Here is a 20458-nt window from a genome sequence, read left to right on the forward strand (position 1 = left end):
TAGGGAGGAGTGGGGGGAGGGGGCACTCGGAGCCGCGCGCCCGGCTCCGGTTCATCCGCCGGGGCGGTGCTCCGTCCGTCCGTCGCTCCGGCCCGCGGTTCGGTCGCGGACGTAGCCGCGGAGGTCGTCGAGGGACACCCCGTCGAGGCTGTCCGCGAAGATCCGCTCCGGGCCCGGAGGGACCGGGAGGAGGGAGGGGACGACCAGGACGGTGCAGCCGGCGGCGTCGGCCGAGGCCGTGCCGTCCGGCGAGTCCTCGACGGCGACGCAGACGGCGGTCGGGACGCCCAGTCGCTCGGCTGCCGTGCGGTAGGGGTCGGGGTGCGGTTTGGTGCGTGCGGTGTCGTCGGCGGAGAGGGTGAAGGCGAAGGGGACGTGCGCGAGCGCGCCTCCCACCACCGAGTCGACCACCGACCTGGGCGATGCGCTCACCAGTGCGAACGGCACGCCCGCGGCCTCCAGTGCGCCGAGCAGCCGCGCCGCTCCGGGACGCAGCGGCGCTCCTGCGTCGACGCGCTGCTGGAAGGCCGTGGTCAGCTCCGTCGCGATCCCTTCGGCACCGGGTGCGCCGGTGGCGCGCGCGAGGTGTGCCGCGGTGTCCACGACGGCGCGTCCGACGACCTCGGGCGCGTCGGCGTCCGTGAGCCGGTGGCCGAGTCGGGCGGCAACCTCCTCCGTGGCCTGCCACCAGAGGACCTCGGTGTCGACGAGGGTGCCGTCCATGTCGAAGAGGACGGCGGCGAGCGCGCTCATCGTTCCGTCCTCGGCACCACGAGGGCGGGGTGCGGGGCGAGGCCGATGGTGGCGCGGGTGCCGGGGGTCAGCTCGGCCGCGTCCCGCGACGGGAGGTCCGCCTTGACCTGTGTGCCCCGGTCGTCGAGGTGGACGCGGGTGACGGAACCGAAGAAGGAAGTGGAGGTGACGACGGCTCCGCCGTCTGCCTCGGCGGTCACGGTGACGTTCTCGGGGCGGACGAGCACCTCCACGTCCGGGGTGGCGGGGACGTCGCCGTCGATGGGGAGGCGGCTGCCCGCGGCCTCCACGAGCCCGGAGTCCGTCAGCCGGCCCGGCAGCCGGTTCATGGTGCCGACGAACTCGGCGACGAAGGCGGTGGTCGGCCGGCGGTACAGCTCGGCCGGGGCGGCGCACTGCTCCAGCCTTCCGGCGTTGAGGACGGCGACGCGGTCCGCCATGGACAGCGCCTCCTCCTGGTCGTGGGTGACGAACACGGTGGTGATGCCGAGGGAGAGTTGGAGCCGTCGGATCTCCTCCCGGAGGCTGAGCCGAACCTTGGCGTCCAGGGCGGACAGGGGCTCGTCGAGGAGCAGGACGCGGGGCCGCAGGGCCAGGGCCCGTGCAAGCGCCACGCGCTGCTGCTGACCGCCGGACATCTGGTGGGGGTAGCGGTCGCCGTGCTCGGGCAGGCCGACCAGGTCGAGGAGTTCGGCGGCGCGGGCGTGGCGCTCGGCCTTCGCGTTCCCACGCACCCGGAGGCCGAAGGCGACGTTGTCGCGGGCGGTGAGGTTGGGGAAGAGGCTGTACGACTGGAAGACCATGCCGGCGTCACGTCGGTTGGCCGGCACCTGGGTGATGTCCGCCCCGTCCACGAGGACCTCTCCCGCATCGGGGCGTTCGAAGCCGGCGAGGACCCGGAGCGCCGTGGTCTTGCCGCAGCCGGACGGGCCGAGCAGGGCCAGGAGTTCGCCCGGCTCGACGGTCAGGTCGAGTCCGTCGAGTGCGACGGTGGTGCCGAAGGCACGGCGCAGGCCCCGGAATTCGACGCGGGCCCCGGTGGCGGGGGTGGACTCCGTCCGTTCCGCTGTTGCAGAGGTCATGGGTCAGGACTCCTTGCGGGAGGTACGAGGGGCTCCGGGCGTGCTGGTCGGAGCCGTTCCGGCCCGGGACAGGACGAGCAGCAGCAGCCAGGTGATGAGCAGGCTGAGGAGGGAGACGGCCACCGACATGCGGGCGTGGGCGCCGGAGATGGAGACGATCCACACGGCGAACGGCCGGAAGCCGAGGATCGAGGCGATGGTGAACTCGCCGAGGACCAGGGCCAGGGTCAGGAAGGCGGCGCCGGCGAGCGAGGAGCGCAGGTTGGGGAGGATCACGCGGAGCATGACGTACGGCCAGGTCGCGCCGCAGTTGCGGGCGGCCTCGACCAGGGTCGGCACGTCGACGGCGCGCAGCCCGGCGTCCAGGGAGCGGTACACGAACGGCAGGGCCATGACGGTGTAGGCGAGGACCAGGACGACGGGGAAGTCCTCGTTCTGGACCGCGAGGAAGGTCTGGTACAGCGGGGTCCGCGACAGGTGGTCGGGGCCCCAGCGCAGTACCGTGCTGATGCCGGTGACGAGCGCGATGGGCGGGACCACCAGCGGCAGCATGCACATCACTTCGACGACCGGCCGCAGGCGCGGTGCGCCGAGCCGGACCGCCACCAGGGCGGGCACCGCCAGCAGCAGGGCCAGGGCGATGGTGGCGGCGGCGAGGCCGAGGGACAGCAGCAGGCTCTCGGTGAATCCGTCGGCGGCGAGCAGCGCGGTGTACGCCTCGAAGGAGACGCCCTGCCCGGGGGTGTGCACGGTGAACACGAACGACGCGACGAGCGGGACGAGGAAGTACGCCCCGCCGAGGCCGAGGACGAGGCCGCGCCAGAGGCGGGGGCGGCGCCCGGTCCGTACGCGCGCGGCGGGCCGGGGCGCCCGCGCCGCGGACTTCCGGTCGACGTCCGGAGCGGTGGGGGTCATCGCAGCCATCGTGCGCTCCTGCGCTGGAGGGGGAGGTAGACCGCCATGACCAGGCCGGCGATCAGGATCATGTCGAGGCCGAGGGCGAGCGCCACGTTCTCCTGGCCGACCAGGACGTTGCCGGAGAGGGCGTCCGCGATCTTCAGGGTGACCAGGGGAACGGATCCTCCGACGAGCGCCGCGGCCGTCGCGTGGGCGGCGAACGCGGTCCCGAAGAGCAGCACGAACCCTCCGAGGAGGGAGGGCGCGAGGACGGGGATGCCGACGTGGCGCCAGTACTGGCGGTTTCCGGCTCCTGCGTTCTGCGCGGCCTCCCGCCACTGGGGGCGCAGGCCGTCGAGGGCGGGAAGGATGACCAGGACCATGAGCGGTACGAGGAAGTACAGGTAGACGACGGCCAGGCCGCCGAAGGAGTACAGGTTCCATCCGAGGTCGGTCAGGTCGGCGAGCTGGGTGACCACGCCGGAGATGCCGAGGGTCGCGACGAAGGCGAACGCCAGCGGAACGCCACCGAAGTTGGCGAGGACCCCGGAGGCGGTGAGGACGGCGTTCCGCAGTGCCGGGGACCGGGAGGTGACGATGGCCTGGGCGATGAACACTCCGAGCACCGAGCCGATCAGGGCGGTGAGGCCGGAGAGTTGCAGGCTGCCGAGGAGGGATCCCAGATAGGGACCCTGGAGCGAGCGGCTCAGGTGCTCGCCGGTCAGGGCGGTGGCGCCGGTGTTCGGATCGGTGCGGGTCACCGCGCCGAACAGAAGGGCGCCGAGGGGCAGTCCGAAGCACAGCCCGGTGAAGAGGATGAGGGGGAGGGCGGCGAGCCAGGTGCGGGGGCCGCGCCGCCGGCGGCGGGGGCCGCCGGCGGTTCCCGGGATGGGGGCGGTGGACGACATCAGGAGAGGGCCTTGTCCCACTTCTCGGCGAGGGTGGCCTTGGCCTTGTCGAGCTCGGCGGAGGCCGGGAAGGCGGGGGTGCCGTCGACCTTGGGCAGCTTGGCCACGAAGGTCTCGTCGGCGGTGCCGTCGGCGGTCATGGCCGGCAGCAGGACGGGACGGGCGTATCCCTTGAGCCAGAGGTTCTGCCCCTCGGCGCTGTAGAGGAACTCCATCCACAGGCGGGCGGCGGCAGGGTGCGGGGCGTCCTTGTTGACGGCCTGGGAGTAGAACTGCGCGTACACGCCGTCGGTGGGGACGGCGACCTGCCAGTCGACGCCCTTCTCCTTGAACTGGTCGGCGTAGCCGGCGTTGAGGTAGTCCCAGTCGATGCTGATGGGCGTCTCGCCCTTCTCGACCGTGGCCGGGGTGGACTCGACGGGAATGAAGTTCCCGCTCTTCTTCAGCTCGCCGAAGAAGTCGATGCCGGGCTGGATGTCCGCGAAGGAACCCTTGTTGGCGAGGGCCGCCGCGTACACGCCGCCGAAGGCGGAGCCGGACTTGGTCGGGTTGCCGTTGAGGGCGACCTTGCCCTTGTACTCGGGCTTGAGCAGGTCAGCGAAGGTCTTCGGGCAGTTCGGAATGCGCTTGGCGTCGCAACCGATGGAGACGTAGCCGCCGTAGTCGTTGTACCAGAGGCCGGTCTCCTCCTTCTGCCCGGCGGGGATCTGGTCCCAGGCCTCGACCTTGTAGGGGGCGAAGAGGCCTTCCGCCGCACCGCTGCGGGCGAAGGCGATGCCGAGGTCGAGGACGTCGGGCGCGCGCTTCTGGCCCTTGCGGGACTTGACGGCGGCGATCTCGTCGGAGCTGGAGGCGTCCGGGTTCTCGCTCTCGATCTTGATGCCGTACTTCGCCTCGAACGCCTTGATCACCTCGCCGTAGTTGGCCCAGTCCGGCGGGAGCGCGATGACGTGCAGGGCGCCTTCCTGCTTCGCCGCCTTGACGAGGGCGTCCAGGCCGCCGAAGTCCGCGGCCGATGTCGTGGTGGCCGCCTTTCCGCCCTCAGCGCCGGCCGCGCCCTCGGGGGCGGCACCACAGGCGGTGACGGTGGTCAGGACGACGGCGCCGAGCAGGACGGCGGCACCGCGGACGGGGGTTCTGCGCACGGGTTCTCCCAGGAACGAGTGATGGAACTTGTCTGAACAAGCCGCCCCTAGTTCGCCTGCGCTTCCTGTCCAGAACATGAACGGGACATGGCGGCTTCCACACGACTCCCGGAAGAGCCGGTTGTGGTGAACCCCAGGTGGAGCCGGCGGACTTGGGAGGTTTCCGCGACACCGCCCCGCACCGAAACCTCGGGTTAGGGTGGACACCGGGACGGCACGACCGGTGACCGTATGCGCACAGCTGCACGCGACAAGGGGACATGGTGACGGCGCTCTACTTGGAGATCGCAGAGGAGCTCCGCCGCTCGATCATCGGTGGCGAGTACCCCGTCGGCTCGCGGCTGCCGTCCGAGAGCGACCTCGCCGAACGATGGTCCGCCTCGCGCGGCACGGTGCGCCAGGCCGTCGCCCTGCTCACCTCGGAGGGGGTCATCGGCTCACGCCAGGGCGCCCGCCGCATCGTGCTGCGCAGGGAGCGTCGACACAGCTTCGCCGAGCTCCACAGCTTCGCCCAGTGGGCACGGACGATGGGCTACCGCTCCTCCAGCCGCTTCCTCCACCGCGAGCGCCGCGCGGCCAGTCCCGAGGAGGCGCGCCGCCTCGCCCTCCCGAAGGGCACCGGGGTCCTGGACGTCCTGCGACTGCGCTGCCTGGACGACGAGCCGGTGATGCTGGAACGCACGGCGTACGCGGAATGGGTCGCCCCCACGGTCGAATCCCTGCCCGTGGATTGCGCCTCGATCATGGACAGCATGGCCGAGGAGGCCGGGATCGTCGCCCACTACGGCGAGCACCTCATCGACGCGGTCCCGGCGGGGAGCGACGACGCCCGCCTGCTCCGCGTTCGCCGCGGGAGTCCCCTCTTGCGCCAGCGACACCTGACCAGCAATCAGGACGGCCGCCCCATCGAATGGACCGAGGACCGCTACCGCGCGGGAAGCGTCACCTTCAACGTGAGCAACTCGGTGGGCACGGCCCCCCTGGTCCGAGACGCCGGCTCGCTGCTGGCGTGAGCCCCCGCCGGGAGGACGGCACGCCCCACCCCCTCCGATGTGAGGTGCATCACTTATTAAGTGTTGTTTAAGAATGCCCGTCGTGGAAGTACCTTTTTCCCTTGCTTTGGGCGTAGTTGACGCTTGCCTTGACCGGCAGTCAAATTCTTCTCGATCTCGCGCCGCCTTCCACGGCTTCACCCCATCTGGAGCATCTGATGCGCAACAGGACTGCCCCGCCCACAGCAGTCGCCCACGGCGCCCCCTCGGCAGTGCCGCGCCCCGCGCAGGAGGACCTCGTCTTCGGCAAGGTCGCCGAGCCGGGCGGCGACGGGCCGGGGGCCCGCACGCAGGACGTCGAGATGTTCGATTCCGCGGCCCCCCTGCCGGAGGGCTCCCGACGGGCGCGACCGCACGGGCGCCACGGCACGGGAAGGCCCCGGCACACACGGAGGGCGGGAAAGCGGCGAAGGGCCCCGCGGGAGCCCGAGCGCGAGAAGCGGTTCAGCATGTCGCTCCCCCTGCTGTTCACGGGCGCCCTCGCTGCCGGGATCGGCCTGACGGTCGGCCTCACCCCCAAGTCGCAGACCCCTCCGAACGGCGCCTCACTCACGATGCCCGACCTGCCCGCCCTCCGGGAAACCTCGGATCCCGCACCGGCACTCCCGGCCCGGTCTGCCGATCCGACGGCACCCGAAGTCGCCCCGACGACGCCAGGAACGGTCCCGACGCCGTCGTCGACGCCTCCCCGCGACACGACACCGCCGTCCCCCGTCGTTCCCCCGGTCCGGGCCGCACCCACGACCCCGACCCCCCACCAACCCGCCCCGACCCCCCACCGCCCCGCCTCTTCCGCAACGCCCGCTTCCCGCCCGTCCGAGCAGTCGGAGGTGCTTGCGCTCGGCAGCACCGGCCCCGGGGTCGTGGACCTCCAGCACCGGCTCCAGCAGCTGTACCTGTACCTCGGGAGGGCCGACGGGACCTTCGGCGAATCCGTGGCCACGGCCCTCACCCGCTTCCAGGTGGCCCGCTCGATTCCGGAGGAGTCAGGGGTGTACGGCCCGATGTCCCGCGCGGCCCTGCTCGCCGAAACAAGCCGCCCCGAGCGGAAGGGCCGGGGCCACCGGAACGGTCCGCACGACTGACCGGACCCTCCGGAGGCAGCCCGAGGTGGTTGCCGTGCGCCCGTTCGGCGGGACCCGGAGGGAAGCGCTCCACACGGTCCGACCCGGCACGACGGCGCGCCCCGGCGGATTCCTCGGGCCGACGGGACCGGGCGGAGGACGCGACCCCGCGCCCAAGGCATCCAACAGGCTTTCGAAGAACACTCCATGACGCCCCCTCAGCACGGGTCGACACGTACACTCGCCACCATGGCATCCCGCATCAGTGAGCTGGTCCTCGACTGCGCCGATCCCGAGCGGCTCGCCGCCTTCTGGGGCGAGGTCCTCGACTACGTGGAACTCGGCCGGGAGGAGGACGGGAGCATCGAGATCGGTCCGCCCGGGGGCTTCGGCGGTCCACAGCCCACCCTGATCCTGAGCCCCAGCGGCGATCCGCGGACCGGAAAGCTCCGCCTGCACATCGATGTCAATGCCACCGACCGCGACCAGGGCGCGGAGCTGGAGCGGCTGCTCGCCCTCGGCGCCGAGCCCGTCGACATCGGTCAGACCGGAGCCGAGAGCTGGCACGTCCTGGCCGATCCGGAGGGGAACGAGTTCTGCCTCCTGCACCAGCGCCTGCGACCCCTCTGATCCGTTTCCCACCGGCTGCCCGCCTCCACCGGGGAACGGAGCGGCCCGTGGGGATCCACCTGCACTCCCACCCGGCTGGCAGACACGCGGCCCGGGTCGGGGCGACGCCCGGAAAGTATGATCAAGCGATGTCTGACATGACTGAGACCACGCCCGGCTGGCTGACCACGGACGAACTGGACGTGGCCAGGGCCCGGATGCCGATCCTGTACGTCGAAGCCGTTCCCGTGCGCGTGGACGACAGCGGCGAAGTCACCAGCATCGGACTGCTCCTGCGGATCGGCGCGGAGGGAACGATCAGCCGCACGCTGGTGTCCGGCCGGGTCATGCACCACGAGCGGGTGCGGGACGCCCTGCTGCGGCACCTGGAGAAGGACCTCGGCCCCGTCGCCCTTCCCCGCGTCCCCTCCTCCCTGCAGCCCTTCACCGTCGCCGAGTACTTCCCGACTGCCGGCATCACGCCCTTCCACGACCCGCGCCAGCACGCCGTGTCCCTCGCCTACGTCGTCCCGGTCACCGGCGACTGCCGCCCCCGACAGGACGCGCTCGACCTGGTCTGGTTCAGCCCGCAGGAGGCGGCCTCCCCCGCCGTGCAGAACGAAATGCCCGGCGGCCAGGGAACGCTCCTCAAGCAGGCCCTGGCACACGTCGGACACGCGTACTGAAATCCCGCTCCCCGAGCGGGGCCGCCCGCGCGGCCCCGCTTGACCTTGACACGGTGACAAGGTCTTCGCTGTGGACGAGGAGGTGGTCCCGATGACCATGGCGAACGAGGGTGCAAAGGTGCAGCAGACGCTGCGGAACCTCATGGGCGGCAGCGCTTCGGTGCGGCTGCGGGCGGCGCTGGCCTCGGGCGCGGCGCCCGACCCGCTCCAGGTCGAGGGACTCGTCCGCCGGTGCGCGGTCGAACCCGACTTCCACGTCCGGGAAACGCTGACCTGGGCCCTCACCCGTCACCCGGCGGCCCTCACGGTCCCCCGGCTCATCGACGAGCTGCGCTCCCCGCGGGCACGGGCACGGAGCCAGGCCCTGCACACCCTGTCCAAAATCGGGGACCGGCGGGCGTGGCCCGCGGTCACGCGGGAGCTGATGGCCGACGCCGACGAGGACGTGGCGCGCAGCGCCTGGCGAGCGGCGGTCGCGCTCGTACCCGAAGGCGAGGAGCCGGGGTTGGCCTGCCTGCTGGTGGAACAGCTCGGACGGGGCGAACGCGAAACGATGCTGAGCCTCAGCCGGGCGCTGATCGCGCTCGGCGAGCCGGCCGACCCGGTCCTGCGCACCGCGATGTCGGCCCCCGACCCCCATGTGCGCCGGCACGCGATCGCCACCGAACGGCTCGCACGCGAGCCGGAGAGCGGATTCGACTTCGCGATCGAGGAAGCGAAACGGATCGTGCTCCTCGGCACGACCGGACAGGAGGAGTGACGGGCCGTGCTGATCGGTGACGTGGCGCGGCGGTCCGGGGTCAGTGCCCGGATGCTCCGGCACTACGAGTCGCTGGGCCTGCTCCGTCCGACGGACCGCACCGGATCCGGCTACCGCGCGTACTCGGACGAGGACGTCCAACGCATCTTCCACATCGAAAGCCTGCGCTCCCTGGGGCTGTCGCTGCGCGAGGTCGGGCGCGCCCTCGACGATCCGGGCTTCGCCCCCTCCGAGCTCGTCGACGACCTCATCCGCCAAACCCAGGAACGGATCGCGACGGAGACGGAACTGCTCACCCGGCTGCGCCGGATCGGCTCCTCCGCACCCGACGGTTGGCACGAGGTCCTCCAGACCGTCGCCCTCCTCCGGGCGCTCGGATCACCGAGCGCCCGCACCCGCCAACGTGCGGCCCTCTCCTCCGCGGAAGAGGCTGCGGTCCCGGTGGAGGCCCTGGTCGAAGCCGTGCTCGACGAGAGCGATCCGATCGTCGCGGGGACCCTTCGCTGGGCCCTGGCACGGGCGGGTTCCGAGGGGCTGCCGCTGCGGGTGCCGGGACTCGGCTCCCCGGAGGCCCCCGTGCGGGAAAGAGCCGTTCGGGCACTGATCGAGATCCCCGGCGACGAAGCGACGGCGCTCCTACGCCACGCCCTCGCCGGCTCCGACGTCGCGGTCCGCCGATGCGCCGCCCTGGAACTCGCGGCACGCGGCACCGCGGAAGGAGTGCCGACGCTGATCGACATGATCGTCGGGGCAGTGACCGACGTCGACGCCGCCGACGCCTTGAGCGCGCTCGCTCACGGCCTCGCAAGGGCGGATCAGATCGCCGGCAGCCTGGTCGACCTCCTCCGGGCTCCCGCCACACCACCGCCCGCACGCCTCCGGTTGGCCCAGGCGCTCGCCGACATCCCGGGGAGCACGGCGACCCGTGCGCTCCTGGAGCTTTCTCACGACGAGGACCGTGCGGTGGCGCTCACCGCGGAGTACGTCCTCGGAATGCGCGGGAGCCGGTGACGGGCACGGTCCGTCGGGGCGCGGGGACGGCCCGGCCCGGTGTCCGGCTCAACCGGGATCGGCGGTCCACGGCCAAGCCGCCTTGCGACCGGCTTCGATGAGGCCCACCATCCGGAACGCGGCGTCCGTGAGGCCGCCGAAGGTGTGTCGGTGGGGGCCGACGGGGGTGTGGGCCGGCCGGTATCCCGCAAGGTTCCAGGTGTAGACAGGGACCTCGGCGGGGACCGGTTCGGCCGGCCCGCTGCTTCCCCGTCGGGCCCGGGGGCCACGGGGGTCGTAGGGAGCCGCCTGCTCGTCGGTGACGATCAGGACGCGGTCGTGTCCCCGGTAGTGCTTCCGGAGTGCCTTCTCGGTGTAGGTGCCGCCAAGGCAGCGGAAGCGCTTCAGCACCTCCAGCACCGACTCTCCCGGTGCGAACGGCACCGCGGCGCTGCCCCAGCCGAACTCCACCAGGTCCGCCTGCTCGGCACGCATCGCCACCGCGGTGCCGAACACGGCTGCCGCGTCCGCCCTGGTCAGTTCGGACCGCTCGGAGAGCGTGTCCCAGAACATGGAGTCGGACCGGTCCACCAGGACCAGGGTACGGCCGGTCAACGAGGGGACGTTGGCCAACGAATGACCAAGTGCCGCCTCCAACGCCACCGCCCAGCGCTGCGACGGGGCGTGTCGGTGGGCGGCCAGATAGCGGAAGGGGAACTGTCGGGAGCGGGCGACCTCGACGGGGTCCGAGAGTCGTGCGGCGACCCGTCCCGCCACCGTGTCCGAGACACCCGCCTCGTCGAAGTTCCGCAGGTTCCGCAGCAGCGCCATCGGTCCCATCGTGGGGATCACGGCTTCCCAGACGGCGGCGTCCACCGGCCCGTGGAGCCACCCCGCGAGGAACTCCCAGGTGATGCCCGCCTCGGCCAGCCGCGCGGTGCCCTCCGGCCCGGTCACCAGCGCCCGCCGCTCGTCCCGGGCCGACTCCCTCAGGACCTGGTGGGCGGTCAGCGTGCGGTCGGCGGGGGGCGGAACCGCTCCGTCGGGGTGGTGGCGGCGGTCCAGGGCGTAGCGGAAGAGCTCCCCCTGCCAGGGCTTGTCGGGGTGCGGCGAGGCGTGCACCAGGTTGAGCACGTCGCCGAAGCGGAAGTCCCTGGAGGCGGTGTCGTACTTGAGCAGGGACCGGGAGGTGTAGAGCCGGCGCACCGCGTCGGCGACGCCCCGTTTCACGGGCTTCGGTACGTTCCGTCCGTACGTCGCCGTCCAGTGGGCGAGCAGTTCGCCCGGCTCGTCCGCGCGCTGGAGGACCGAGTCGACGACGGAGCGGTTGGACGGGCCGCCGGTCTCCCCCGCCCGGAGCCGGGCCGATGCGTATGCGGCGGCGCCCACCAGGGAGGCCCTGCGCACGTTGCCCTCGGTGCGGAGCCAGCGCAGGAGGCCTGCCGTCCACTCGGGGTCCTGCACGGCGAGTTCCCGGACGAGGCGGATGTACCGGTCCTGGCGCTCCTCGCCGGTCTCGTAGAAGGTGTGCTGGGAGGCGAAGTTTCCGACCGCGAGGAGGAAGAGTTCTTCCCGGGGCTCCCGGACGAAGGCAGGACCGCCCGCGTGGGTGCGGAACTCCTGCCCGGCGGGCCCCTGCGCGGTGCAGCCGCGGTGGCCCTGCGGTGGGCGCACGGAGCGGGCGGCTTCCGCGATGTGCGGGGCCACGAGCATCTCGGACCAGACCTTGGAGACGCGTGGAGTGTGACGAGGCAGCAAATCCTCCGGTGGTGAAGGACGGGACGGTCCCGGCCGCAGCGGCTACGGGACGTGGGTCGGGGCCCGTGCGACGGGCCGAACGCGCCCGCGCCCACCGAGATCAAAGGAGGCGGCGGCATCACTTGAGTGTCAGAAGGAAGGAGCCGCAGCCCAGCGCACCGGAGGCGCGGTCGCGAGCACACGGTACAAGATCCGCCGGGCCCCGCACCAATGGTTAAGGGCCGTACCGTGATTCGCGGTGGATCGGGGGGCGGCGTCGGGTGCGGTGCACCGAACGGGGCGGCACCCCCGTAGCGGGTGCGTGTGGCTGTTCCGACGGCGCGACGGGGTGTCTCGGCCGTCGTCGTGCGTCCGCCGGGGAGTGTGGAAGACGACCTGGTTCCGGGCCCTGACGGACGGCCCCGGCCCGCCCGGGCTGCCGCCGGAGGTGCCGACGACGGCCGGGGCGGGCCGGGGAACGGCGGTTCAGCCGGCCGGGGCGGCGGGGCGAAGCGTTTCCACGACCGGGGACGGGTCTTCGTGGCGGCGGGCCAGCGCGCTGAACACGGCCGCCAACAGGGCGCAGGCGGCACCCGCGAGCCAGACGGCCCGGTAGCCGTCCTCGCCGGGCTCACCGGTCGCGGAAGAGGTGAACGCGCCCAGGAGCGAGGCGAAGACGCCTCCGGCGACCGCGCCCCCGAGGGTCTTGACGTTGTTGTAGAGGGCAGCGGCGATCCCCGTGCGGGACGGGTCCGAGGCTTCGACGATCACGGTGGGCATGGCCCCGAGCGCCAGGCCGATGCCGAGGCCCAGGAAGAAGGAGCCCGCCGCCATGTGCCACACCACCCCGTGGAACAGGGCGTACTGGAGGAAGGCCGCCGCCACCAGGGCGAAGGCCGCCACCAGGGTGGGGCGGTAGCCGATGCGTCGTGCGACGGCCTCGGTGGCGAAGGAGCCGAGGACGGCTGCACCGTAGCCGGGCAGTGAGACCAGTGAGATCGCGAGGGCCGACATCGCGAACCCGTATCCGACGGACTCCGGGTCGGCGGCGAAGAAGGTGGCGTTGGGCGCCTGACTGCCGAAGTAGAAGATGCCGAAGAGGAACGCTCCGAGGTAGAAGGGCGCCGCTTCTCGGCCGGCGAGGGCGCGAACGTCCACCAGCGGTTCGTCGGCGCGGAGCTCCACGAGGACCCAGGCGGTCAGCAGAGCGACGCCGAGGAGGAGCGGGCCGAGGACCGCGGCGCCGCCCCACGCACCGTTCTTCGCGGCACCGACGCCGCTCAGCAGGGCGAGCACCGCCGTGCTGAGCAGCGTCACGCCGGGCCAGTCGACCCGGCCGCTCGCCCGGCCGGTGGACTCGGGCACGGCGACGAAGGAGACCGGTACGCAGATCAGCGCGAGCACCGCCGGTACGAGCAGGACGAGGCGCAGGTCGGCCACGGCGGAGCGGAGGAGGCCCATGACGACTCCGCCTGCGAGGGAGCCCAGGGCGAGCGATCCCACCAGGAGGGCGATGGCCTTCCGCGCGTCGGCGACGGACAGCCGGTCCCGTACGAGGGCGATCTCCAACGGGAGCAGTGCGGCGAGGGGCCCCTGGAGGAGTCGTCCGATCAGGACGAGGGGGTAGCCGTCGGCGAGCGCGACGACCAGGGTGCCCGTCGCGACCAGGGCCAGCGCGATCCGGAGCAGGCGTCGGTGACCGTGGAGGTCACCGAGGCGTCCGAACAGGGGCACGCAGACGGCTGCCGCGAGGAGTTGGACGGAGATGATCCAGTTGGTGTCGACGGCGTCGATGCCCAGACGGGTGGCCAGGTCGGGCAGGAGGGGGGCGATGCCGGCTTGCAGGACTCCGCTGGTGATCTCGAAGAAGACCAGCAGCCCGACGACCGCGCCGACGGCGGGGGTGGGGAGCGGAGCGGCGGGCCCTCTCGGCCCGGTGGCGTGCGGCACGGTCACTCCTGGGAGGTGGGGGCGGTCGGGGACGTGGGGGCGGTCGGGAGGGACGCGGCGCGGGCCAGACGCCGGAGGGCCAACCCGGCGAGTAGGGCGGCGGCGTGCGGCAGGGCGCCGTCGTCGTAGACGGCCTGCGGCGAGTGGTTCATCGGGGCGGTCGCGGGGTCGGTGTCGGGCGGACAGGCGCCGAGTCCGAGGAAGGCACCCGGCACTTCGCGGAGGACGAACGAGAAGTCCTCGGAGCCGGCCAAGGGCGTCGGGGCGGGGAAGGCCCGGTCCTCGCCGAGGACGCTCCGGGCCGTTTCGAGGGCGAACGCGGCTTCTCCGTCGTGGTTGACGGTCGGCGGATACTGGTGGACGTAGTCGATGTCCACGCCGACGCCGTGGGCGGCGGCAATGCCGTGCACGGTCCGCTCGAAGGCCGCGCGGACGGTGGCGCGCGTGCGGTCGGAGAAGGTCCGGACGGTGGCCGAGAAGCGTCCTGAACCGGGAATGACGTTGGCCGCGGTACCGGCTTCCAGCCGACCGACCGTGACGACGGCCGGGTCGAAGATGTCGACCTCGCGCGTGACCAGGGTCTGCAGGGCGGTGACCATCGCGCACAGCGCGGGCACCGGGTCGACCGCGGCGTGCGGGGACGAACCGTGGCCCCCCTCTCCCCGTACCGTGACGTGCACCGTGTCGGATGCGGCGAGCACGGGGCCCGGGCGGGTGGCGGCGAAGCCGGTCGGGGCGCCCCGGGAGACGACGTGCAGCGCGTACGCGGCGACGACCCGCTCCCCGGCCGCGTCGAGCACCCCCTCGTCGATCATGATCTTCGCGCCCCCCTGCCCCTCCTCCCCCGGCTGGAACATGAACACGACGTCCCCGGCGAGCTCCTCTCGACGGGCCGCGAGCAGGTGTGCGGCACCGACGAGCCCGGCGGTGTGCAGGTCGTGGCCGCACGCGTGCATCCGGCCGTCGAGGACGGAGGCGTACGGAAGGCCGGTGTCCTCCTGGACCGGAAGGGCGTCCATGTCGCCCCGCAGCAGCACCGCGGGCCCCGGGCGGCCACCGCGCAGGACGGCCGTGACCGAGCTCAGGGAGCGGCCCGGAGTGATCTCCAGATCGAGCCCGTCGAGGGCGGCGACCACCTTCGCCTGGGTGAGGGGGAGGTCGAGCCCCAACTCCGGTTCCCGGTGGAGGGAATGGCGCAGTGCGGCCAGGGCGGGGGTCAGAGTGTGTGCGTCGCGCAGAAGAGACATGCGTGTATCGTGACGATCCGCGTCAGCAGAAGAGATCATCCGCAGGAAGCCACCGCTCATGAGCATGCATCTGCTGGAATCAGCCACTGCCTCCGGCGTTCTCGACGAACTCGACCACCAGTTGATCACCGCGCTGCAGACCTCGCCGAGGGCTCGGTGGGAGCGGATCGGCGCGGCCGTCGGCGTGGACGCGTCGACGGTGGCGCGTCGCTGGAGACGGCTCACCGAGGCGGGTCACGCCTGGATGAGCTGCCACCCCACCGGCTTCGGCCCCACTCCCCCGACCGTCGCCGTGATCGAGGTCGACTGTGCCTCCGGAAGCCTGCACCGGGTGGCCGCGTCCATCGTCGACGACGCGCACCTGGTCACCATCGATCATGTGACCGGGTCCCGGGACCTGATCCTGACGGCGGCGTTTCCCGACCAGGCGGCACTCGCCCGCTACGTGGGGCTGCGCCTGGAGGCCCTCCCGGGGGTCGCCGCGACCCGGTCCCAGATCGCCTCCACCTTGCACTCCGTGGGCAGCCGCTGGCGCCTGGACAGGCTGGCCCCCAGCGGCAGGGAGAACCTGGCGCCGCCCCCGACGCATATCGGCGCCGGGATCGGGCGGCGCCTGGCCCCCGCGGACGAACTCGACCACCGGCTGTTCGGCCTGCTCGCGCAGGACTGCAGGCAGTCGGTCGCCGCGCTGGCGCAGGGCAGCGGTGCGAGCGCCAGCACCGTGCGGCGGCGCCTGGACCGTTTCCACCGCACGGATGCGCTCGTCTACCGCTGCGAGGTGGCCCGGTACCTCTCCGGCTGGCCGGTCGCGGTCACCCTGTGGGGCATCGCGCCACCCGATGCCACGACCCGGATCACCGCGCACCTCGCCACCCAACGCGAAACCCGCCTCTGTGCATCCATCTCCGGCCCCCACAACCTGCTGCTGACGGTCTGGTTGCGCTCCGCGGAGGACATCCCCTCCTTCGAGACCCGCCTGTACTCCCGGTTCCCCGAACTGACCGTCGCGGACCGGGCCGTGACCCTCTGGCCGCTCAAACTCGCCGGCCAGATCCTCGATCCGCAGGGGCGGCGCATCCGTGGCGTCCCCGTCGGCTTCTGGCACGACCCCGCCACCGAGCGCTCGGAGGCGGACCTCGTGCGCCGTCTCGCCACGCCCACGGCCCGGACCGACCGATCGGGGTTGAGCCGTCCGCCCGTCGGGGACCTCAGTCCCCGTGCTCCGCGAGCGTGAGGGCGAGCCGCTCCAACAGGTCGGCGAGTTCGGTCCGTTCCTCGTCGTCCAGCCCGGCGAGCAGTCGGCGCTGGTTGTCGAGGTGCACGGCGATGAGCCGGTCGGTCAGGGCGATGCCCTCGGCGGTGAGCGTGACGAGGCGTCCGCGCGAATCCGTCTCGTCGACGCTCCTGGAGACCAGCCCGCGGGCTTCGAGCCGGTCGACGCGCTTGGTGATGGCGCCGGTGGTGACGAGGACGGCGCGACTGAGGTCGCCCGCGGACAGGACATGGGGCTCACCCGCTCGCCGCAGGGCGGCGAGCAGGTCGAAGTCTCCGCTGCCCAGGCCCGCAGCGGCGAACGGCGGTCGCAGGTGCTGGTCCAGGGTCTGGGTGAGCCGGAAGAGCCGGCCGATGACGAGCATCGGAGTGGCGTCGAGATCCGGGCGCTCACGTTTCCACTGGTCGACGATGGCGGCGATGGCGTCGGACGGCATGCCTTCATCTTATCTTCCACGGATGATAATTTCCCTTCCATGGAAGATATATCCGGCCCTCGGGTCGCCCCGGCTGCGGTCCCCCCGTCCGGTGCCGGCGCCCCCGCCCGACGTCGCCTCATCGCCGCGGGCCTCACGACCTCGATCGGCGACGGCATCTACGTACCGCTGACCATGCTGTTCGTCCACGGACTCACCGGGCTGTCCCTCACCTCGATCGGCACGGGCCTCACCATCGCCGGACTCGCCGCACTCGCCTTCATGCCGGCCACGGGCATCCTCATCGACCGCTGCGGCGGCCGACGCGTGCTCATCGGGGTACTCGTGCTGCGCGCGATCGGGTTCGCGGCCTACCCGCTCGCCGACTCCTACCCGGCCTTCCTGACGATCGCCCTGGTGGTGGCGGTGGGCACGTGGGCGTCCGCACCGAGCCAGCAGTCGCTCATCGGCGACCTCTCCCGGGGAGCGGAACGCGACAGGCTGCTGGCCTGGGACCGCAGTCTGCGCAACGCCGGCATGGGCGGGGGAAGCCTGGCGGCGGCCGGCATGCTGGCGTGGCGCGGAACGACCGGTTTCGTCGTGGCCGCCGAGGTCCTCGCGGTGCTCTTCGCCGTCGCGGCCGTCCTGGTCGCCCGGATCCCCCACGTCCGCAGCACCACCAACCAGCCACGGCCTCCCGGCGGGTACCGGAGGGTGCTCACCGACCGACCGTACCTACTGCTCACCACGGCCAACTTCCTGATCGCCTTCGGCTACACCACCCAGGCCATGGCCCTGCCGGTGTTCCTCACCCGCGACGTCGCGCTCCCCGACGCCCTGGCCGGAGCCGTCTTCGCGGTCAACACCACCCTGGTCGCCGTACTCGGCGTCCCCGCCGCACGGCTGACCTCACGCGGACGGCGAACCCGTACGGCCGCACTCGGTGCGGTGACCTTCGCGCTCTCGTTCGCGGCCTTCGCCGCCCTGCCCCGACTCGTCCACGGCCCGGGAGCCCTCCTCGCCGTCCTGGCGGTCGCGGTGCTCTACACCACCGGCGAACTCGTGCACTCCGCCCCCTCACAGGTCCTCTCCGTCCAGGCCGCCCCCGATCACCTGCGGGGGCGCTACCTTTCGGTCCACCAACTGTCCTGGTCGGTCTGTCGCACCATCGCCCCCATGCTGTTGGGGTTCCTGCTCGACACCGGCCCGTGGCACCTGTGGACGGTCCTCGCCCTGTTGGTCCTCACCGGTGCGGCGGTCCTCTTGCTCGCCGAGCGCTCGCTACCGGAGCGGGCGAACCGTGCGCCCCGCCCGGAGGCCGACGGGGTGCACGGAGGCCGACCGACCCCGGTCCGCGCTCACTCGCAGCGGTAGGTGAACGTCCCCTCCGCGGCATGGGGAGTGGGAGAAGTGATCACGAGCCGCGCCACGGCCCGGTGGGTGCCGGCCCCGTGGAAGGTCCACAGGAGGTGGAGCCTGGCCTCCTCCTGCCCCCGGGCCAGGGTCTCGCGCAGGGGCTCGGAACGGGTTCCGTCGCTGCGCTCCCAGTGATAGGTGAGGGTCCCCGGACGCCCGTCGGTCCGTACCAGACCCAGCACGTTCGCAGTGCCGTCACAGGCGAGCGGCTGCTCGGACGCGGTGACGTCGACGGCCCGGACCGCGACCCGGGGACCGTACTCGCGCCAGAAGAGGAAGCCCAGGACGAGGAGCAGGATCACGGCGGCGGGGACGTATCTGCGGGGCCACCGGGCGCGGGACGGACGGGGCGGCATCGGGGCGCCGGGCAGGGTGCCGTGCCAGATCTGGGCCGCGGTGGGGGTGTTCTCGACGCGGTGGACGACGGCCGCGGTCACTCCGGGGCCGAAACGGAGGACTTCTCCCTCGACCCGATCGGGTGCCGGCCCGGACGCCTGCGCCTGCTCCTGCTCCTGCTCCGGTCCCTGGAACCAGTGACTGCCCAACTCGGTGGCGCTGTAGTCGTCGTCGTTCATCTGATCACACACCGCTGGAGGAAGATCTGCTGCAGGGAACCGCCGTTCGCGGCGGCCGGGTCCGTCGTGGCGCGCGCTCCCCAGTAGCAACCGGCGTTCCGAACCGTGTGCGGGACCGTCAGCGTGTACCGGGTGGCTCCTTCCCGCCGGAAGGTCACGGAACCGTCGGGCGTGCCCGGCACCCCCTTCTCGTCACTGGTGAACCATTCGACGAGGAGGGTCACCGGCCCGACTCCGTCCGTCGTGATCTCGACGGTCGCCTCGGCGGTCGCATACCCGGTCTGGCGCAGGCTCGTGACCGAGACCGCGGTGACGGAGACCGGCGGCCTGGTCGGCGGCCTCGTCAGGGGCGGCCTCGTCAGGGGCGGGACAGTCGTGGGCGGGACGGTCGTGGGCGGGACGGTCGTGGGCGGAAGCAGGGTGGGGGGAAGCGTGGTCGGCGGGGCCGGTGGCGTCGTGGTGGGCGTGGAAGGGGTGTCGGGCGTCTCCGTGGGGCCGGAGCTGGAGGACTCCGACGGGGTGGGCGGGTCCGAAACCGTCGGAGTGGACGTGGCCGTCGGCGGCTGCGTCGGCCCCGGGCCGGGATCCGGTGGGTTCGGGTCCGGCGTCGTGCTCGTCGTCGCGAAGGCCTGAGCGGTCTCGTCGCCGTTCGGCTCCTCTCCTCCGGCCCGTGCGGCAAGGGCGAGCAGCAGTGCCAGGACCAACGCAGCCGCTCCCGCCGGCAGTCCCCTGAGGAGGTACCGGCGCGGACGCGGTGCCGGCGGTCGGGGCAGGGTGGTCGTGGCGAGCGCGGTCATGCCCTGGGCCGGAGCTCCCTGGGAAGGGAAGAGCAACGGGAGCAGCGCGGCCAACGCCGCGAGGCGCCCCCGCCCCCGCTCCTCCCAATCGGGGCCGTAGGCGGTCGTGGCGATCGATTCCAGTTCGCTGACGAACGCGTCCGCGTTCTCGGGCCGTTCGTGGGGAGCCTTGGCCAGGCCCCGACGAATCAGCGGGCGCAGTGGCTCCGGCGCCTGGCCATCCGGCACCGGCGCCTCCAGGTGCTGGAGCGCGAGCTCGGCGAAGTTGTCCCCCGCGAAGGGCTTGTGACCGGTGAGGCACTCGAAGAAGGTCGCGGTTGCCGCATAGACGTCGGCCGCCGGGGCGGCGGGGGCGCCGTTCCACTGTTCGGGCGCCATGTAGGCGGGCGTTCCGGCGACGCCGGGTCTACTGTCCCGGCCGGCCGCGATCCCGAAGTCGACCAGTTTGGACGATCCATCGGCGGCGACCAGCACGTTCTCGGGCTTGTAGTCACGGTGCACGACGCCTGCGCGGTGGGCGGCGGCGAGCCCCAGGAGCGAGCCCTTGAGGACCACGAGCGCGGCCTCGGGGCCGGTCGATCCCTCCTGGGCCAGGAGGGCGCGCAGCGCGACGCCGTCCACCAGTTCCATGACGATGGCCGCTCCCCGCGGCGCCTCGACGTACTCGTACAGCCCCACGACGTGTCGGCTGTCGAGGGCGCCCAGGAGACGGGCCTCGGAGCGGAATCCGCGGACGAACGCCTCGTCCGTGCGCAGCCGCTCGCTCAAGTACTTCACGGCGACCGGCACACCGGTTCCGTCGTGGGTGGCCAGCACCACGCGCCCGCTGCCGCCCGAGCCGAGTTCCCTGGACTCCGTGTATCCCGGGACCACCCATGCGCTCATCCTCGTCCCCCTTCCCTCCGCCACGGCCTTCTTCTCCCCACAGAGACAAATTCTCGCCAAGGCCGGTTCCCGGCGATAGGGGGAAGCCGACGGTTGTGGACGTCATGCACCGAGTAGGGTCCCGGCAAGCGGTTGCCCGGGCGTCCGGCGCCGGGCGCGAGCGGTGCTGCGGCTCGGTGCACCGTGTGCGGGCGGCGCCGGGGACGGGCCGGCCGTC

General features: G+C 72.5%; 19 protein-coding genes. 8 read left to right on the forward strand and 11 right to left on the reverse strand.

The window, feature by feature from the left end:
- Positions 1 to 51: 51 nt before the first annotated feature.
- Genes ACFW2Y_RS12960 through ACFW2Y_RS12980 form a run of 5 tightly spaced genes read right to left on the reverse strand, consistent with a single transcriptional unit; the run spans position 52 to position 4752 of the window.
- Positions 52 to 753 carry an HAD family hydrolase gene (locus tag ACFW2Y_RS12960; RefSeq protein ID WP_384877182.1) on the reverse strand — a complete coding sequence of 234 codons (702 nt, stop codon included), beginning with the start codon at positions 751 to 753 and terminating at the stop codon, positions 52 to 54.
- Positions 750 to 1835 (reverse strand): ABC transporter ATP-binding protein, encoded by a 1086-nt coding sequence (locus ACFW2Y_RS12965; protein ID WP_384877184.1) that lies wholly within the window; start codon positions 1833 to 1835, stop codon positions 750 to 752. The genes ACFW2Y_RS12960 and ACFW2Y_RS12965 overlap by 4 nt, the downstream gene beginning before the upstream one ends.
- Before the next feature lie 3 nt (positions 1836 to 1838).
- Positions 1839 to 2759 carry an ABC transporter permease gene (locus tag ACFW2Y_RS12970; protein ID WP_384877185.1) on the reverse strand — a complete coding sequence of 307 codons (921 nt, stop codon included), beginning with the start codon at positions 2757 to 2759 and terminating at the stop codon, positions 1839 to 1841.
- The gene (locus tag ACFW2Y_RS12975; RefSeq protein WP_384877187.1) at positions 2747 to 3640 is read right to left on the reverse strand and encodes an ABC transporter permease; all 894 of its coding nucleotides are present in this window, start codon (positions 3638 to 3640) and stop codon (positions 2747 to 2749) included. Before ACFW2Y_RS12975 ends, ACFW2Y_RS12970 begins: the two co-directional genes overlap by 13 nt.
- Positions 3640 to 4752 carry an ABC transporter substrate-binding protein gene (locus tag ACFW2Y_RS12980; RefSeq protein WP_384877235.1) on the reverse strand — a complete coding sequence of 371 codons (1113 nt, stop codon included), beginning with the start codon at positions 4750 to 4752 and terminating at the stop codon, positions 3640 to 3642. The genes ACFW2Y_RS12975 and ACFW2Y_RS12980 overlap by 1 nt, the downstream gene beginning before the upstream one ends.
- A 293-nt stretch (positions 4753 to 5045) precedes the next feature.
- On the opposite strand from ACFW2Y_RS12980, the gene ACFW2Y_RS12985 reads away from it, so the two are divergent.
- The 6 genes from ACFW2Y_RS12985 to ACFW2Y_RS13010 all read left to right on the forward strand — a co-directional run bounded on the left by ACFW2Y_RS12985 (position 5046) and on the right by ACFW2Y_RS13010 (position 9967).
- The gene (locus tag ACFW2Y_RS12985) at positions 5046 to 5798 is read left to right on the forward strand and encodes a GntR family transcriptional regulator (protein WP_384877189.1); all 753 of its coding nucleotides are present in this window, start codon (positions 5046 to 5048) and stop codon (positions 5796 to 5798) included.
- 197 nt (positions 5799 to 5995) lie between these two features.
- The gene (locus ACFW2Y_RS12990) at positions 5996 to 6922 is read left to right on the forward strand and encodes a peptidoglycan-binding protein (protein WP_384877192.1); all 927 of its coding nucleotides are present in this window, start codon (positions 5996 to 5998) and stop codon (positions 6920 to 6922) included.
- 228 nt (positions 6923 to 7150) lie between these two features.
- A complete protein-coding gene (locus ACFW2Y_RS12995; RefSeq protein WP_384877194.1) occupies positions 7151 to 7531 on the forward strand; it encodes a VOC family protein in 381 nt (126 codons plus the stop codon).
- 128 nt (positions 7532 to 7659) lie between these two features.
- Positions 7660 to 8196 carry an NUDIX hydrolase family protein gene (locus ACFW2Y_RS13000; RefSeq protein WP_384877196.1) on the forward strand — a complete coding sequence of 179 codons (537 nt, stop codon included), beginning with the start codon at positions 7660 to 7662 and terminating at the stop codon, positions 8194 to 8196.
- A gap of 91 nt (positions 8197 to 8287) precedes the next feature.
- Positions 8288 to 8956 (forward strand): HEAT repeat domain-containing protein, encoded by a 669-nt coding sequence (locus ACFW2Y_RS13005; protein ID WP_384877198.1) that lies wholly within the window; start codon positions 8288 to 8290, stop codon positions 8954 to 8956.
- Between the two features lie 6 nt (positions 8957 to 8962).
- Positions 8963 to 9967 carry a MerR family transcriptional regulator gene (locus tag ACFW2Y_RS13010; protein ID WP_384877200.1) on the forward strand — a complete coding sequence of 335 codons (1005 nt, stop codon included), beginning with the start codon at positions 8963 to 8965 and terminating at the stop codon, positions 9965 to 9967.
- 48 nt (positions 9968 to 10015) lie between these two features.
- Here ACFW2Y_RS13010 and ACFW2Y_RS13015 read toward each other — a convergent pair whose 3' ends face one another.
- The 3 genes from ACFW2Y_RS13015 to ACFW2Y_RS13025 all read right to left on the reverse strand — a co-directional run bounded on the left by ACFW2Y_RS13015 (position 10016) and on the right by ACFW2Y_RS13025 (position 14880).
- Positions 10016 to 11659, reverse strand: a complete 1644-nt coding sequence (locus ACFW2Y_RS13015; RefSeq protein ID WP_384877202.1) for a TROVE domain-containing protein — start codon at positions 11657 to 11659, stop codon at positions 10016 to 10018.
- Positions 11660 to 12169: 510 nt separating this feature from the next.
- Entirely contained in the window at positions 12170 to 13633 is a 1464-nt protein-coding gene (locus ACFW2Y_RS13020) for an MFS transporter (RefSeq protein ID WP_384877203.1), read from the reverse strand.
- Between the two features lie 2 nt (positions 13634 to 13635).
- Complete coding sequence (locus ACFW2Y_RS13025) at positions 13636 to 14880, reverse strand: M20 family metallopeptidase (RefSeq protein WP_384877205.1); 1245 nt, start codon at positions 14878 to 14880, stop codon at positions 13636 to 13638.
- 58 nt (positions 14881 to 14938) lie between these two features.
- Here ACFW2Y_RS13025 and ACFW2Y_RS13030 point away from each other — a divergent pair, with 58 nt between their 5' ends.
- On the forward strand, positions 14939 to 16114 hold the full coding sequence (locus ACFW2Y_RS13030) for an Lrp/AsnC family transcriptional regulator (protein ID WP_384877207.1): 1176 nt from the start codon (positions 14939 to 14941) through the stop codon (positions 16112 to 16114).
- Here ACFW2Y_RS13030 and ACFW2Y_RS13035 read toward each other — a convergent pair.
- Positions 16089 to 16589 carry a MarR family winged helix-turn-helix transcriptional regulator gene (locus ACFW2Y_RS13035; protein WP_384877209.1) on the reverse strand — a complete coding sequence of 167 codons (501 nt, stop codon included), beginning with the start codon at positions 16587 to 16589 and terminating at the stop codon, positions 16089 to 16091. The genes ACFW2Y_RS13030 and ACFW2Y_RS13035 overlap by 26 nt on opposite strands.
- Positions 16590 to 16628: 39 nt before the next feature.
- Between ACFW2Y_RS13035 and ACFW2Y_RS13040 the strand changes: the two genes are divergently transcribed.
- Complete coding sequence (locus tag ACFW2Y_RS13040) at positions 16629 to 17942, forward strand: MFS transporter (protein ID WP_384877211.1); 1314 nt, start codon at positions 16629 to 16631, stop codon at positions 17940 to 17942.
- Here the strand turns inward: ACFW2Y_RS13040 and ACFW2Y_RS13045 are convergent.
- Both ACFW2Y_RS13045 and ACFW2Y_RS13050 read right to left on the reverse strand, forming a co-directional pair.
- Positions 17927 to 18559, reverse strand: coding sequence for a hypothetical protein (locus ACFW2Y_RS13045; RefSeq protein WP_384877213.1), 633 nt, complete (start codon positions 18557 to 18559; stop codon positions 17927 to 17929). The two genes, ACFW2Y_RS13040 and ACFW2Y_RS13045, sit on opposite strands and share 16 nt — an antisense overlap.
- A complete protein-coding gene (locus ACFW2Y_RS13050; RefSeq protein WP_384877214.1) occupies positions 18556 to 20241 on the reverse strand; it encodes a serine/threonine-protein kinase in 1686 nt (561 codons plus the stop codon). Before ACFW2Y_RS13050 ends, ACFW2Y_RS13045 begins: the two co-directional genes overlap by 4 nt.
- Positions 20242 to 20458: the final 217 nt, after the last annotated feature.

Source organism: Streptomyces sp. NPDC058877, from assembly GCF_042742855.1.
Taxonomy (GTDB): domain Bacteria; phylum Actinomycetota; class Actinomycetes; order Streptomycetales; family Streptomycetaceae; genus Streptomyces.